The organism is Shewanella sp. DAU305 (assembly GCF_026802235.1).
GTDB lineage: Bacteria > Pseudomonadota > Gammaproteobacteria > Enterobacterales > Shewanellaceae > Shewanella > Shewanella baltica.
Map to the genome: position 1 here is coordinate 3,131,378 of NZ_CP113808.1, position 15,708 is coordinate 3,147,085.

14 protein-coding genes are annotated in these 15,708 nt (G+C 47.8%); 11 read left to right on the forward strand and 3 right to left on the reverse strand.

What is annotated here, in order from left to right; all coding sequences use genetic code 11:
* The 6 genes from rsxB (at window position 1) to nth (ending at window position 6,604) form a co-directional block, all read left to right on the forward strand.
* Entirely contained in the window at window positions 1-615 is a 615-nt protein-coding gene (gene rsxB, locus OX890_RS13240) for an electron transport complex subunit RsxB (protein WP_006081542.1), read from the forward strand.
* A complete protein-coding gene (gene rsxC / locus OX890_RS13245) occupies window positions 609-3,257 on the forward strand; it encodes an electron transport complex subunit RsxC (protein ID WP_268649359.1) in 2,649 nt (882 codons plus the stop codon). Before rsxB ends, rsxC begins: the two co-directional genes overlap by 7 nt.
* Window positions 3,258-3,283: 26 nt before the next feature.
* The gene (rsxD, locus tag OX890_RS13250; protein ID WP_268649360.1) at window positions 3,284-4,333 is read left to right on the forward strand and encodes an electron transport complex subunit RsxD; all 1,050 of its coding nucleotides are present in this window, start codon (window positions 3,284-3,286) and stop codon (window positions 4,331-4,333) included.
* 56 nt (window positions 4,334-4,389) lie between these two features.
* Window positions 4,390-5,028, forward strand: a complete 639-nt coding sequence (rsxG, locus tag OX890_RS13255) for an electron transport complex subunit RsxG (RefSeq protein WP_268649362.1) — start codon at window positions 4,390-4,392, stop codon at window positions 5,026-5,028.
* Window positions 5,021-5,719 carry an electron transport complex subunit E gene (locus OX890_RS13260; RefSeq protein WP_006081538.1) on the forward strand — a complete coding sequence of 233 codons (699 nt, stop codon included), beginning with the start codon at window positions 5,021-5,023 and terminating at the stop codon, window positions 5,717-5,719. The genes rsxG and OX890_RS13260 overlap by 8 nt, the downstream gene beginning before the upstream one ends.
* A gap of 243 nt (window positions 5,720-5,962) precedes the next feature.
* Entirely contained in the window at window positions 5,963-6,604 is a 642-nt protein-coding gene (gene nth, locus OX890_RS13265) for an endonuclease III (protein WP_006081537.1), read from the forward strand.
* An 11-nt stretch (window positions 6,605-6,615) separates the two neighbouring features.
* Here the strand turns inward: nth and OX890_RS13270 are convergent, their stop codons facing one another.
* Entirely contained in the window at window positions 6,616-6,873 is a 258-nt protein-coding gene (locus tag OX890_RS13270) for a hypothetical protein (protein ID WP_268649363.1), read from the reverse strand.
* 463 nt (window positions 6,874-7,336) lie between these two features.
* On the opposite strand from OX890_RS13270, the gene gloA reads away from it, so the two are divergent.
* A complete protein-coding gene (gene gloA, locus OX890_RS13275; protein WP_006087315.1) occupies window positions 7,337-7,747 on the forward strand; it encodes a lactoylglutathione lyase in 411 nt (136 codons plus the stop codon).
* A 172-nt stretch (window positions 7,748-7,919) separates the two neighbouring features.
* On the opposite strand, the gene msrQ is transcribed toward gloA, so the two are convergent.
* Window positions 7,920-8,588 (reverse strand): protein-methionine-sulfoxide reductase heme-binding subunit MsrQ, encoded by a 669-nt coding sequence (msrQ, locus tag OX890_RS13280; RefSeq protein WP_268649364.1) that lies wholly within the window; start codon window positions 8,586-8,588, stop codon window positions 7,920-7,922.
* 46 nt (window positions 8,589-8,634) lie between these two features.
* Entirely contained in the window at window positions 8,635-9,669 is a 1,035-nt protein-coding gene (msrP, locus tag OX890_RS13285) for a protein-methionine-sulfoxide reductase catalytic subunit MsrP (RefSeq protein ID WP_268649365.1), read from the reverse strand.
* 264 nt (window positions 9,670-9,933) lie between these two features.
* Between msrP and rmuC the strand changes: the two genes are divergently transcribed.
* From rmuC to OX890_RS13305, 4 genes are all read left to right on the forward strand, one after another.
* The gene (rmuC, locus tag OX890_RS13290; RefSeq protein ID WP_268649366.1) at window positions 9,934-11,493 is read left to right on the forward strand and encodes a DNA recombination protein RmuC; all 1,560 of its coding nucleotides are present in this window, start codon (window positions 9,934-9,936) and stop codon (window positions 11,491-11,493) included.
* A 161-nt stretch (window positions 11,494-11,654) separates the two neighbouring features.
* Window positions 11,655-13,580: a transglycosylase SLT domain-containing protein gene (locus OX890_RS13295; protein WP_268650613.1), complete on the forward strand. Its 1,926-nt coding sequence runs from the start codon at window positions 11,655-11,657 to the stop codon at window positions 13,578-13,580.
* Window positions 13,581-13,819: 239 nt separating this feature from the next.
* Window positions 13,820-14,524, forward strand: coding sequence for an EAL domain-containing protein (locus OX890_RS13300; RefSeq protein WP_268649367.1), 705 nt, complete (start codon window positions 13,820-13,822; stop codon window positions 14,522-14,524).
* A 185-nt stretch (window positions 14,525-14,709) separates the two neighbouring features.
* Window positions 14,710-15,621 (forward strand): AAA family ATPase, encoded by a 912-nt coding sequence (locus OX890_RS13305; protein ID WP_268649368.1) that lies wholly within the window; start codon window positions 14,710-14,712, stop codon window positions 15,619-15,621.
* Window positions 15,622-15,708: the final 87 nt, after the last annotated feature.

The window sequence follows — 15,708 nt, forward strand, 5'->3', positions numbered from 1 at the left end:
ATGTCCGGAATTTTAATTGCAGTCATATTGTTGACCCTATTGGCATTAGTCTTTGGGGTATTGCTCGGTTTTGCCGCCCTTAAATTCAAGGTCGAAGGCAATCCGATTGTCGATGAGCTAGAAGCAATTCTGCCACAAACCCAATGCGGTCAATGCGGTTACCCAGGTTGTCGTCCCTATGCTGAAGCCATTGCCAATGGTGATAAAGTCAATAAATGCCCCCCTGGCGGCACAGCCACCATGGAAAAGCTGGCGACCCTAATGGGCGTCGAGCCAGAGCCACTGAATGCCGAAGCACAATCTCAAGTAAAAAAAGTCGCCTACATTCGCGAAGATGAATGTATTGGCTGCACTAAATGTATTCAAGCCTGCCCTGTGGATGCGATTATCGGTGCAGGAAAGCTCATGCATACCGTGCTTACAACCGACTGCACGGGCTGCGATCTCTGCGTTGAGCCTTGTCCTGTCGATTGTATTGATATGATCCCAGTCACCCCAAATCTTAAAAATTGGAACTGGCGCTTAAATGCTATCCCAGTGACGCTCATCCAAGAAAACAGTATTCAAGAAACCAATATTCAAGAGACAAAGTCTGAAGAGGAAAAGCGGTGTTAACTTTATTAGATCAATTAGATAAAGGAACCCTTTGGCGCTCACCCGGTGGAATACATCCTCCCGAAGTCAAATTCCTCTCCAACGCGACGCCGATTGGCCAACTGCCATTAGCCTCTACGTACTTAGTGCCCGTCCCTCAAGTCGGTGAAAACTGTACGCTTGCGATGAAGGTTGGCGATAGCGTCTTAAAAGGCACGCCACTAACGCAAGGTACCTCGATTTGGCATTTACCTGTGCATGCGCCAACATCGGGCACTATTGTTGCTATCGAACCAAGGGCGAGCAACCATGCCTCTGCATTGCCGGTTAACACTTGCGTTATCGCAGCCGATGGCAAAGACACCTGGTGCGAGTTGGTACAAAATCAACTTGATGACTTAAGCCATCAGCAAATCGTTGATAAGGTTCGCTCAGCCGGTATTGCAGGTATGGGCGGCGCAGCGTTTCCGACTCACATCAAGCTTAATCCCGTCAGTGAAATCGATTTAGTCATCATCAACGGCGTCGAGTGCGAACCTTATATCAGCGCCGATGACAGATTAATGCGTGAATACAGCCAAGATATCCTCGCAGGTATTGGCATAATTCATCGGCTATTAACGCCAAAACGCATTGTTATCGCCATTGAAGACAATAAACCTGAAGCGGCTAAAGCCATGCAAACAGCTGTCAGCCAATGCGGACTCCCAGCGGGCAGCATTCGGGTAACGGTTATCCCGACCAAATACCCATCTGGCGGTGAAAAGCAGTTAATTCAAATCATTACTGGCCGCGAAGTGCCCTCGGGCGCCATTCCCGCCAAACTCGGTATCGTGGTACATAACGTTGGTACTGCCTATGCAATTCATCAAGCCGTCACCCAAGGCAAGCCGCTGATTGAACGCGTTGTGACTGTGACAGGCAAAAATATCAGCAAACCGGGGAACTACTGGTTACCGATAGGCACGCCCGTTGATCACGTACTGACTGCAACTGAATTCACGCCAGAGCCTGACCAAAAGGTGATTATTGGCGGGCCTATGATGGGCCATGCGTTAGCGAATATCCAAGTGCCTATTTTAAAAGGTACAAACTGCATTCTGGTGCCAAGCAGCCAAGAAATTGGTAGCTCGCCCGAAGAAAAAGCCTGTATCCGCTGCGGCGAATGCGCCACTGCCTGCCCTGCACTCTTGTTGCCACAACAACTCTTTTGGCACGCCAAGGCCGAAGAATATGATAAAGCCGCCAGTTACAATCTAAAGGATTGTATTGAATGCGGTTGTTGTAGTTACGTTTGCCCGAGTGATATTCCATTAGTCGAGTATTACCGCATTGCCAAATCAGCACTCAAACAAGCCGCCGATGAGAAGCAGCAAGCAGAGCGCGCCAAACAGCGCTTCGATGCCCGCTTAGCGCGTCTTGAAGAAGAAAAACTGGCCCGTGAAGCTAAGGCAAAAGAGGCGACTGAACGCCGACAAGCCAGCATGACAGGCACAGATAAAAATGCCGTCGCCGAAGCCATGGCCCGTATCGCTGCGAAAAAAGCTGCTGCGGCACAAGCTGTCACTGGCGAATCAATTACCGAAGAGTCAAGCGTCACAACAACTGACACCACGGAAGTACCAAAAGGTAAGGCCGCCGTTGCCGCCGCCATCGCCCGTGCTAAAGCGAAAAAAGCTGCACAAGCAAATGCCGATGGCACTGACACCAATGGTGCTGAAACTGACAGTGCTAAAACAGACAATGCGGTGAATGTTGATGCAAACGACTCCATCTCAGCAACAGATGCGATAGCGCAGGAAGCGCCTTTATCCCAGAAAGACAAAGTCGCTGCGGCAATTGCGCGCGCCAAGGCCAAAAAAGCGGCTCAGCAAACCGATACTGCACCGCTTGAATCTACTGAAACAGCTGATAGCACACCAGCACTCAGCGCTGACGATGATAAAAATGCGAAAGTAGCAGCAGCCGTTGCTCGTGCCAAAGCTAAGAAAGCGGCGCAGCAAGCAGAAACCGCCGCTAGTGATATTGAAGTTAGCAATACTGAAATTAGCGTTAGTGACGTTAATGATGCTGAAGCGATTAAAAAAGCCAAAGTAGCCGCCGCGGTTGCCCGTGCTAAAGCGAAAAAAACCGCGCAACAAGCTGAGACAAATACTGAAAATTGTTTAAGCCAGACCGCGACTCCAGCAGTTGATTCCACAGCTAGCGTTCAAGCAGATGTGAATGCTGATGCAGAAACCGCTGTTAATGCAGTCGCTACTGATATTGAAGTTAGCATCACTGACGTTAGCGTTAACGACGCTGAAGCGATTAAAAAGGCCAAAGTGGCCGCCGCTGTTGCTCGTGCTAAAGCGAAGAAAATAGCAGCTGCATCAGCAGAGTCTAAAACTGATGCTGAAATAGAGTCCGTTGACGAGCTCCAAACTGAAGATAACGTGGCATCGCCCTCGATAGCAGCAACGCTTGATACTGCAACAACTGAACCCGAAGCCGTTTTACCATCGGTGGGATCCACTGCAGAGCCCATTGAAACGGCGCCGTTATCCAGTGATGAGCTTAAAAAAGCGCGGATTGCTGCGACTATCGCCAAGGCGAAAGCCAAAAAAGCGGCACTCGCCCAAGAAGCCAACGCTTCGAGCGACTCAAGTGTGACTAATGATTAAGAACAGAATGATTAAAAGGGAACACAATGGCGTTTAAAATAGCCTCATCACCCCATGTAACGCGTAACTTGCATACCTCAACGGTCATGCAAAGGGTGATTTTATGTTTACTGCCGGGCCTTGTCGTGCAATGTGCCTTTTTTGGCTGGGGCACACTTGTGCAAGTCCTGCTGGCGATCCTCGTCGCCTTAAGCTGCGAAGCCGCTGTGATGAAACTTCGCAATCGCAATATCAAAGCAAGCCTTAGCGATAACAGCGCCATGCTGACCGCCATCTTAATTGGTGTCGCCATTCCGCCCCTCGCCCCTTGGTGGATGATCGTCATGGGCACCGCCTTTGCGATCGTCATAGTTAAGCACCTCTACGGTGGCTTAGGCCATAACCTGTTTAACCCTGCGATGGCGGCGTATGTGCTACTGTTGGTCTCGTTCCCAATGCAAATGACCACCTGGATAGCACCGAGCACCGTCGCACTGCATTCACCCAGCCTTGTTGAAAGCTTGCAACTTATCTTCAATGTTGGCGCGCACGTAAATATGGAGCAGTTCCGTTTAGGCATTGATGGCATGACAATGGCGACGCCACTCGATACCCTCAAAACCGATTTATCCATGGGATTAACCACCACAGAAAGTCTCACCAAAGCCATTTTTGATGGCAGCACAGGCGTAGGTTGGTTCTGGGTCAACTTGGCCTATCTTGCTGGCGGTTTAGTGTTACTTAAACTTAAAGCCATTCGCTGGCACATCAGCACTGGCGTGTTATTAGGCCTCTTTGTGGCATCGAGTATCGGTTTCTTACTGTCACCCGATACCCAAGCCAGTCCACTGATGCATCTGTTTTCTGGCGCGACCATGTTAGCGGCGTTTTTTATCGCCACCGATCCCGTTACAGCCGCAACCAGTCCCCGTGGTCGCATTATCTTTGGCGCGTTAATTGGTGTGTTGGTGTATATCATCCGCACGAAAGGCGGTTACCCTGACGCCTTCGCCTTTGCCGTGTTACTGGCCAACCTCTGTGCGCCCTTTATTGACTATTACGTGCGTCCACGCACCTATGGCCATTCAACGAGCTAAGGTCATGCTAAGCGATAACATCATTCTGCGGGCAACGAGAGCTTAAGGATAAAAAGTTGAAAAATCCGATGATTAAAAATGGTTTTTTATTGGCATTGTTTGCTTTGATTTGCACTGGGCTCGTCGCCGCAGTCAATCAACAAACTGTTGATAAAATTAAGCAGCAAGAACAGCAGGAATTAATGCGAGTGTTACATCAATTAATCCCTGATGAGATGCACGATAACGAGCTAACGGCTCAATGTACTTTGCTGCTGGATAAAGACGCATTAGGAACCGACAGCCCAATGCCCGCCTATATAGCCACCAGTGCAGGCAAACCTGTGGCCATCGCCATTGAAGCTATTGCGCCCGATGGCTATAACGGCAACATCAAATTGATTGTGGGTATCAAAACAACAGGTGAAGTCCTCGGTGTTCGCACCTTAGCCCACCAAGAAACACCTGGGCTTGGTGATAAAATCGATCTGCGTAAATCCAATTGGGTCTCTCAGTTTGTCGGTAAAGTGTTAGGATCGGCAGATGATAAACAATGGTTGGTTAAAAAAGACGGTGGCGATTTTGATCAATTCACTGGCGCAACTATCACCCCGCGTGCTTATGTCAAAGCAGTCAAGAACGCAGTAGGATATTTCAATAATAACCAAGCGCAAATTTTCAGCCAGCCACTAAATTGTGAGGCTAACCATGACTAATTATCGCGAAATTGCTTGGCAAGGTCTGTGGAAGAATAATCCTGGCCTAGTGCAACTATTAGGCTTGTGCCCGCTGCTTGCGGTCACAGCGACGATCACGAATGCGCTAGGGCTTGGCCTAGCGACTATGTTGGTGCTGATTGGCTCTAATATTTTAGTGTCACTGGTGCGCGACTATGTGCCCAAAGAAATTCGTATTCCAGTATTTGTGATGATCATCGCCGCGTTAGTGACCACAGTGCAATTGCTCATCAATGCCTATGCCTACGGTCTGTATTTATCCCTTGGGATCTTCCTACCGTTGATTGTGACCAACTGCATCATTATCGGTCGCGCCGAAGCCTTTGCCTCGCGTAATAACGCCTTTAGCGCTGCCTTCGATGGTCTGATGATGGGACTCGGTTTTACCTTAGTGCTGACCGTATTAGGCGCAACGCGGGAAATCTTAGGTCAAGGCACACTGTTTGATGGCGCCGATCAACTGCTCGGCCCGTGGGCGAAATCCTTAACCATCCATTTATGGCAAGTCGATACTCCCTTCCTGCTTGCTATGCTGCCACCAGGCGCATTTATAGTCATGGGACTATTGATTGCACTGAAAAATGTGATTGATAAAAAAGTGAAAGAACGCCAGCCTCAAGTCGCTGCCGAGCCAAGTGTCACCCGTGCGCGCATCACTAAGGTTGGTTAGGCTTTCAACATAAAGGCTTAATTCCAGCATAGTACTGAGTATGGTGTTCAACGCTTAATGTGCGCCTAGCGCACTTAAGCGACTGGAATTAAAACATAATATATCAAAGCATAAGCACTCAGCATAAGAACTCAAAGCATAGGAAATCAGCAGGTCTAGGTTTCAAGCTCGTTCAATCGTCACTAATACCCTATTGATATTGATAATGACGAGCTGAACCCAACAACCGCGCAGGAATCGTACATGAATCAAGAAAAACGCATCCAGATCCTCACCCGTCTTCGCGATAACAATCCGAAACCTGAAACCGAACTCAATTTTTCCAGTCCTTTCGAACTCTTAGTCGCAGTGACCTTATCCGCCCAAGCGACGGATGTGAGCGTCAACAAGGCAACGGACAAACTCTTTCCTGTGGCGAACACGGCCCAAAGCATTTATGCTCTTGGCGTCGATGGTTTAAAACAATACATAAAAACCATAGGCTTATATAACAACAAAGCCATCAATGTGATCAAAGCCTGTGAGATCTTAATTGAGAAATACAATGGCGAAGTGCCAGAAAACCGCGAAGCCCTAGAGTCTCTACCTGGCGTTGGCCGCAAAACGGCAAACGTGGTGCTCAATACTGCGTTTGGTTGGCCAACCATCGCCGTTGACACCCATATTTTCCGCCTCGCTAATCGCACTAAATTTGCGCCCGGCAAGAACGTGGTCGAAGTGGAAGATAAAATGCTGAAAGTCGTGCCTGCGGAATTTAAAGTCGATGTGCATCACTGGTTTATTCTGCATGGCCGCTACACTTGTCTTGCGCGCAAACCCCGCTGTGGCAGCTGTATCATTGAAGACTTGTGCGAATTTAAAGAAAAAATTTATCCTGAAGAGTAAACCCAAGCGAGTTAGCCTTGGCTTTTCTTCTCGAGCAAACTGACTAACTCTTCATATTTCGGCCCTTGCCCAAATTGCGGCAAGGCCACTGCAAAGACCACGAGTCCAAAGGCCATATAAATGGCGAACTCATTGACCCACAAACCAGATGTCGTCAGTCCAGTACCCAGCACGACTAATGCAATCACAGCTAATCGCACTTTCTGCGCCATCTGTACTTTTCGCTTAGCCGATGCAATTAATGCTATTTCAGTTTCGCTAAATATCACCTTCAAATCCTTGTTAAGTTTTACGTGCATTAAATCACAGACAAACAAAAAGCCGCAATAGCGGCTTTTTTGCTTAACTTGGAGCTGGGTTAACTCAAACTAATATTAGTCGTTAAAACATTGAAACAAAGAACGCGCTGAAAAATAAAGCAATTACAACTGTAGTACCTAAGGCCATTTTAACTTCGGTGTTCATCATTCACTCTCCTAGTTGGTATGGCTGTATTATCGTCAACCTCGCGGTAAAATCCCATGTTTGACTCTGTGTTTTGTGAGCGACAGCCAATTTATCGGCAATTTTCTTATCACAATCCGCAAATTCGCCCGTCGACAGCCAGCGTTTTCCTATCCTAACCAATCGAATTGATCAAGTGTGATAAAAACACCATGGATGAGATTTGTGGTCATGCGCAGAGACATTTTTGATATACTCCCCACCGGAATCTATTTAGAGAGAGGACCTATGTCGCAACTATTACACACTATGATCCGCGTCGGTAACTTAGAACGCAGTATTGCTTTTTATACTGAAGTGCTCGGCATGAAACTACTTCGCACCTCTGAAAATCCAGAGTACAAATATTCTTTAGCTTTCGTGGGTTACGGTGAAGAATCCACAGGCCAAGCCGTGGTTGAACTGACCTATAACTGGGGCACTGACAAATACGATTTAGGCACAGGCTTTGGCCACTTAGCGATTGGCGATGAAGATATCTACGCCCGTTGCGCTGCTATTGCCGCAGCCGGTGGCAAAGTGACTCGCGCCCCTGGTCCTGTCGCAGGTGGTACCACTGAGATTGCGTTTGTTGAAGATCCAGACGGTTATAAAATTGAGTTCATTCAAATGAAATCAGCGACCCAAGGTTTAGGTTAAGTCTTGCCACCTGAGCAAGAAGATTAACTGAGCTAGATTAACTGAGCAGAACAGTTCGCTAAATGAGAAATGCCGAATCTTGATTCGGCATTTTTGTTTTTATAATTTATATCTTGCGTTAGGCACAAAGAAACGTAAAACAAGCCAACGATTCACCGCTCGCACTATGCGTTTAAGCTGATTTTATCGACGTTTTATCTTGTCCACTGGTCGTCTTTTTCACGGTTTTACTCGTCCCTTTACGGCTAAGGATGCGCTTAAGCCAAGGCGTGCGCCATAGCAATAACACGCTAAAACCTACGATATACAGACTCGGTTCGATGATTTCTGATTTTACCGACCAGTAAAAATGGATTGGCGCCAATATCGCGACTAAATACACCGCATAGTGCAAGGTTTGCCAACGACGTCCCATCTTTCGCATCAAGGCTTTAAACGAAGTTATCGCCAAAGCGGTGACGATAAGATAAGCCACTGCGCCGACTAAAATATACGGCCGTTTTACCACCTCGCTAAACAGTAATTCCCAAGCAAACAACAGATCTAAACTAAAAAAGGCCAAGATATGCAAAGTGGCATAGGCAAACACATATAACCCCACTAAACGGCGGGTCTGCATCAACAGCCCTTGTTTGGTCAACTTGGCAATCGGTGAGATCAGCAAGGTCGCCGCTAGGGCATTTAATGCGCCTATGCCTGTGTAGTGAATAATGTGCTGCACGGGATCGCCACCCGCACGGCCAAGCACCACAGTGAGCACAAGGTAGACGATGGGCACTACACCCAGCAAATGAAATAACGCCTTTAGCCAAAACAAGTGCTTAGCGGTTAATCTCAACATAGGTCGTCCCCGCTTAATGGCGAATCCCCAAACAACAAACCAATCATCAATAGTTTTTCCTCAGATCCATGCCGTCATACAGTGAAGCCACAAACTCGCCGTAACCGTTGAACGGCTGGGTATCGATGCGGGTTGCTGAAAACAATCCCCCCTCGCCGATACGACGCTCTGTGGCCTGCGACCAGCGCGGATGATCCACCGCCGGATTAACGTTGGCATAGAATCCATACTCGTGTGAGGCAAGCTGATTCCAGCTGGTCGGCGGTTGTTTATCCATGACGCGAATTCGCACGATTGATTTAATGCTCTTAAAGCCATATTTCCACGGCACCACTAAGCGAATGGGCGCACCGTTCTGCGGTGGCAAGGTTTTACCGTACAAACCCACCGACATTAAGGTTAAATCGTTCATAGCTTCTGCTATCATGAGGCCTTCAACATAGGGATAATGAATACCTCCCCCCATTAATCGGCTCTTCTGCCCCGGCATTTGTTCGGGATCGAAGGCGGTTTCAAAGGCGACATACTTGCCCTTACTGGTGACGCCAACTTTTTTCAATAATGCCGCCAGCGGGAACCCCACCCAAGGGATCACCATAGACCAAGCTTCAACGCAGCGCAGGCGATAGTTACGCTCCTCAAGCGGGAACATTTTAGTCAGATCATTAAAATCTAAGGTCATGGGCCGTTCAACTTCACCTTCGATACGCAGTTGCCAAGGATCGACTTTAAAGCCTTGGGCATTATTGAAGGGATCTTGCTTATCCATACCAAATTCGTAGAAATTATTATGCTGCGTCACCTTATCTAACGGGGTTAACACATCAGCATCACCGTATTGTTTATTAGTTTGGAAGGTCAGTGGCGTAGTGATAAATGAGGACTTAGGCTGATCGCCAAACAGATCGAACAAGCCGGCCTGTACGTAGCCGGGCACACTGGCGCCGATAGCACCAAGCCCCATGGCTTTCACTATCTGCCGGCGCGAGCGAAACACCGCTTCGGGCGTCACTTGGTTGTCTTGCATGTGCCACTGCGCTTTTTTAAGAATACCTGGGGTAAAACGGGAATGTTTAGCCAATTGACACCTCTACCATCTAATAATTAACGCCACCGAGTCGCGATAAAAGCTTATCTGGCGCTCGTCTGTATCGCTCACTTCTATGCTCACTTTAATATAGACAGGTAAAAGCCAGAAAAACTTTCCACCCGTGAATAAATTCACCTTAAACGTATAAGACTTGCTCATTCAAGCATTAAGCGCAGATATAGTTGATTAAAGGGCTTGAAGCCTATTGGGCGGCATGCGAACCTAAGCGCCAAAGCTAAAGGAGTGCTATTGATCATGCCATTTTCTCAATCTTTTTCCATCGCCGAAATCATCGGCCTTCTCGCCATCGCCTTCTTAGGCCTGTTGATCGGTGCCCTGCTCAACCAAAGACTCACCCGCCAACGCTGGCAACAACATAAAGATCAACTTGAGCAAGAGATGCGTCAAGTGAATGAAGATGCTGAATTATCCTTAGCACAACAGCAGATTTTGGTTGATGACAAAGAGGCGCAACTGCGCCAATACCAACAGCGCCTTGAGCTCAAAATTGAACAATTAGGTAAAGCCGAGGCCTTAGCCGAACGTGTCCCCACCTTAGAGCAACAATTGAATGACAGCCAGCGCCGTCAGTTAGAAATTCAATTGGCCCTGTCGAAATCCAATGCCATGCAGCAAACCATTCAAGCCAAGGCCGATGCCCAGCAAGAATCGCTGCAGGATAAAATCGCCAGCCTAGAATCGGCCGAAGTGCGCTTACAAACCCAATTTGAAAACCTCGCCAATCGAATCTTTGAAGAACGTAGCGAAAACTTTAAGCACCAAAATGCCAGCCAACTCGAAGGCGTTCTTGGGCCATTGAAACAACAGCTTGAAGGATTCAGACAGCAAATTCGTGAATCCTACACCCACGAACAGTCCGAGCGCAGCGCCCTTAAACATCAACTTGAGCACCTACGGGATCTCAATCTGAAGATGAGCCAAGATGCAATCAACCTGACCAAAGCGCTCAAGGGTGATAACAAGCAGCAAGGTAACTGGGGTGAAGTGATCCTCGATCGCGTGCTGCAGGAAAGCGGTCTACGTGAAGGCCATGAATACCATACCCAGCAAGATCTCAAGGACGACAACGGTAAGCGCTTTAAGCCGGATGTGATTGTGCATCTGCCAGAAAATAAAGACGTGGTCATCGACGCTAAAATGTCCTTGGTCAGTTATGAGCGCTACTTCAACAGTGAAGATCCCGCCCTGCGCCAACAGGCGATTAATGAGCATGTGATCTCGATTCGCAGTCACATTAAGGGCTTGAGTCAAAAGGATTATCAGCATCTGCATGGCCTTAAGAGTCTCGATTATGTGTTGATGTTTATTCCTATTGAACCAGCTTTTTTACTGGCGTTAGAGCATGATCCTAGCCTAGTGAATTTCGCTCTTGAGCAGAATATCATGTTGGTAAGCCCGACGAATTTACTGGTAGCCCTGCGCACCATTAACAATATTTGGCGCTACGAATATCAAAACCAACATGCGCAAACCATTGCTAAGCAAGCGGGTCGAATTTACGACAAGTTATGTGGTTATATTGAAGATATGGAAAAACTCGGTCGTGCCTTAGATAACGCCGAAAAAACCTATCACAGCGCCATGAACAAGCTGTCATCGGGCAAGGGCAACCTAGTGCGTCAAGCCCACTTAATGCAGCAACTCGGGGTCGATACCAGTAAACAGCTGGATAAAATGCTGCTAGAAAAAGCACTCAATGAAGCCCAAGACGACAACGACACACAGGATGATGACGCTGAGCTAACGCTGCCGCCAACGCGCGATCCTAAGGACACAGAACTCGAACCCGCATAATGCCCAAAATGATAGATTGAGTTGATAAATTGAGTTAATACACTGATTCGTTAAACAAAGTTAATAGACCTAATTGATTGAAAGAGTTGAACACTCGCCAATAACCTTGAATCGATACGGACATGTCGATTGATACCTTGATGCCCGGAGGCAAACGCTCCATGTGCAAAGCCGTGATGAATGTGGTTATATCCAGCGCAATATTGCTCGCAGGCGCCTTGAATACCCCTTCTGCATTCGCGTTAACGCCAACGCAGAAAACCTTCCTTGAGGCCGAAAAAGCCTTAAAGAAACAAGACTATGAAGTTTATAAACCCCTACGGGCAAAATTGGGCGATTATCCGCTGGCGATTTACTTAGACCATGATATCGACATCGGCGATCTCAATGGTTTGCATGGCGCTGCGGCAAAAAATCTCATTGATAAATATCAAACTACGCCTATGTACAACAGGTTAAGGTCTAAATACTTAAACAATGCGGGCACCCAAAAACGCTGGAGTGATTATCTTGCAATAAGTCCCGATGTCCCTTCCGACATCCGCCTGCAATGTTATTACTACGAGGCAAAACTCGCCAAGGGCGAGATAAAAACCGCCTATGCGGCGGCGCAATCACTTTGGGTCTTTGGTAGTTCACGGCCAAAAGAATGTGATCCCCTGTTCAACGCTTGGACCAAAGCGGGTAAACGCACCCAAGATGTGATTTGGGCGCGGATGATGCTGAGTTTTGAGACTGGCGAAACCAGTCTGCTGAGCTATTTATCCCAGAAAATCACCACCCATAATAACGAAGCGAAGCGCTTAGTCGCCGTGTATAAAGATCCAAACAGCCTGCGCCATACCGAAAAGTTTAAGGATAAAAATCCGATTGTGGGTGACATAGTCGCGGCGGGATTAAAACGCCTTGCCCGCAAGGATCTCGACCAAGCGATTAATTTGTATGAACGGTATCAAAAGGCTAATCGTTTCACGCCAGCACAAGCCCAACAACTGGATAAATACTTGGTTCGCCGCATCTTAATCGAACAAGATGATAGCCATAAAAGCTATGTCGACAATGTGCTGGCCGAGCTGAAAAGTGACGACTTATTTGAACGCCGGTTAAGATGGGCCATTCGCGATCACGACATGCGCAGCATTGCCCGTTATTTAAATTTACTGCAACCAGAAACCTTGGCTAAGGAGCGCTGGCAATATTGGCTCTATCGCACGAATGCTAAAGATGCGCCAGAAAGTGCCACCAAAGCGCTGGCGACAATCAGCAATGAACGTAATTTTTACGGTTTTGCCGCCGCACAGTTTTTAAATAAACCCGTCTCGCTGAATCAAAGCCCTGAGCCTGTCGTCGACGCCAGCAGCCAAAAATTAACCGATGATGTGGGTTTTGTGCGCGTGCAAGAGCTAATGGCGCTGGATCGTTATTTCGATGCACGTTACGAATGGATGTCGCTGCTCAGACGCAGTGACAACACTATGCGAGCCCGTTACGGCCGTTATGCCCATGAACAAGGCTGGTATGATTTTGGCGTCGAAGCCAGTATCCAAGGTAAGTTGTGGGATGACATTCCCCTACGCTTCCCGATGGCGCACCAAGAAGGTTTTGAGCACGCCAGTAAAAAACACAAAGTGAACATCGATGAGATTCGCGCGATCAGTCGCCGCGAGAGCGCGTTTTATCTGTATGCGACCTCAGGCGTAGGTGCCCGCGGCTTAATGCAAATTATGCCAGCAACTGCTAAAGCAACCGCCAAAAAACATGGGGCCAGATATAGCGATCCTAAGGATCTTTATAGTGCCGAGCTTAACCTCAACCTTGGCAGTGCTTACTATGCTCAGTTGTTGAAGGAGTTTAACCAGAACCGTATCCTCGCGACCGCCGCCTATAACGCAGGCCCGTCACGGGTGCGTCGCTGGTTAGCAAATTCAGATGGCAAACTCGATGCCATGGGCTTTATCGAAGCCATTCCCTTCACTGAGACCCGTGAATATGTGCAAGCCGTTTTCAGCTATCGATTGATTTATGAAGCGCAGGAGCAAAAAGCGCAGCCATTATTCAGCGAAGCTGAACTTAAGTTTGCTTACTAAGTCGCAACCTAAAATGGAACTCGATACTCAGCAGTATCGAGTTCCTACTTTTCAGCATACCCTAAGATAATGCTCATGCTTTAACCGCCTAAAATTCTTAATGATATTCTCTAAATTCAAATCATTAGCAAAGCGAATAATTATTCAGCAATCACGCCGTTTTATCGTAAACTTGTTTGCACTGCGAGTGATTAAATGCGAATAATTAGTATTAATGCATTAAGACTCCCATTAGGCCCATGATTAACCTTAGCTCGTTAACACTTAGCTGCGAATACCAACCCTTTGTCGATCCCCATACGTTAGCCATCGACGGCTATGAAGCCTTAGCGCGTTTTTATCTACCTAATGGCGATGCGGTTGCACCCAATATCGTGTTCGAGCAATTGCATGAATCCACAGAGTTGCTCGCCGCCGTTGAACATCAAGCCAAGGCATTTCAACTCGCTCACGCGCCCAGCCAGCAGCGAATTTTTATCAATGTCGATCCCCACGCAGTCGATGGGCCACATACTGCCAAGCTTATAAAGCTGTTATCGCAGTACCAGCAAGTCACGGTCGAGATCATTGAAAATACTTGCATTAGCGATGCTCAACTGGCCAATCAGTTATTCGGCCAATTTAAACAAGCGAATATCCAAGTGGCGCTCGATGATATTGGCGCGCCCCACTCCATGCTTTGTGTCGATTTGATGATGAATGTGGATTATCTCAAGTTCGATCGCCATTGGTTAACCCACATCACGCATCCCGAGGGAGTCCAGTTACTCATAGCGCTGATTAACTTTGCCAAGCAAACCAACAAACAGTGCATTCTAGAAGGGATAGAAACCGAAGCCCACTTGGCGTTTGCGCGAGACATAGGCGTCGACTTAGTCCAAGGCTTTTTGTTTAAATCTTGGTTTATTCGCCCCACCCGCACTCAAGAGCTGTGTCTTGCATAGATCCACGCGCCGCCCTTTGACTTTGCGCCACCAGCACACGCAAGCCTAAACGTCATTCAGTCGAGTAATTGATTTCGCACTAGAAATGCCACTGGATAAGCAGGCGATGATCCGCCATAGTGGTTAAGCTTATCTGCTTTCGCATGCACTTTCAGTTACGCTTTTAAATGTATTAGGAGTCGCCCGTGGCACAATCTGGGATCAGCGAATTACTACAACAACTCGAACAAGTGTTACTGGGCAAACCTAGGCAAATTCGGCTTGCTTTGGCCTGCATTCTCGCCCGCGGCCACCTGTTGATTGAAGATTTACCCGGCATGGGTAAAACCAGTATTTCCCATGGCATAGCCCAAAGCTTGGGCTTGAGTTACCAAAGAATTCAATTTACCAGCGACATGCTGCCCGCTGATATTCTCGGTGTGTCGATTTTTGATAAACATCAGGCGCAATTTATCTTCCATCCAGGGCCGATTTTTAAGCAGATGATCTTGGCCGATGAAATTAACCGCGCCAGCCCTAAGACCCAAAGCGCCTTGCTTGAAGCGATGGCAGAACAACAAATCTCCGTCGATGGCATCACCCACAGATTGCCTAATCCTTTCTTTGTGATCGCAACTCAAAACCCCACCGATCAATCCGGCACATTTCCACTGCCAGAATCGCAGCTCGACCGGTTTATGATGCGTCTGTCAATTGGTTATCCGAGCCACGACGCCGAACTTGCGATGCTGAAGAGCAATCATAACCACTTAACCTTAGATCAACTGCCCCAATGCCTGACGCCACTGGCCTTGATGCTACTGCAAGAACAATGCGACAAGGTCAGTGCTTCCGATGCTTTACTCAATTACATTCTGGCCTTAGTGAATTTTTCTCGCAGCCAAAGTGATAGCGTGGGTTTATCGCCCCGCGCTACCAAAGCCCTATTGCAAGCCGCTAAAGCATGGGCTTTTTTAGCGGGCCGACATTATTTAGTTCCCGAAGATGTGCAAGCGGTCTTTTGCTGCGTGGCGGAGCACAGACTCAGAACCAGTAGCCAATTACAGGGTGAAGCCTTATCCGAGCGAATTCTGGCGAGCGTTAACCCCATCATGTGATGAACCGCTGTCATGAACAATATTGCTAAGGCATGCAGTTAATCGAGCAGTTAACCTAGGCATTAAAGCAAGCCATTCAACCATGGA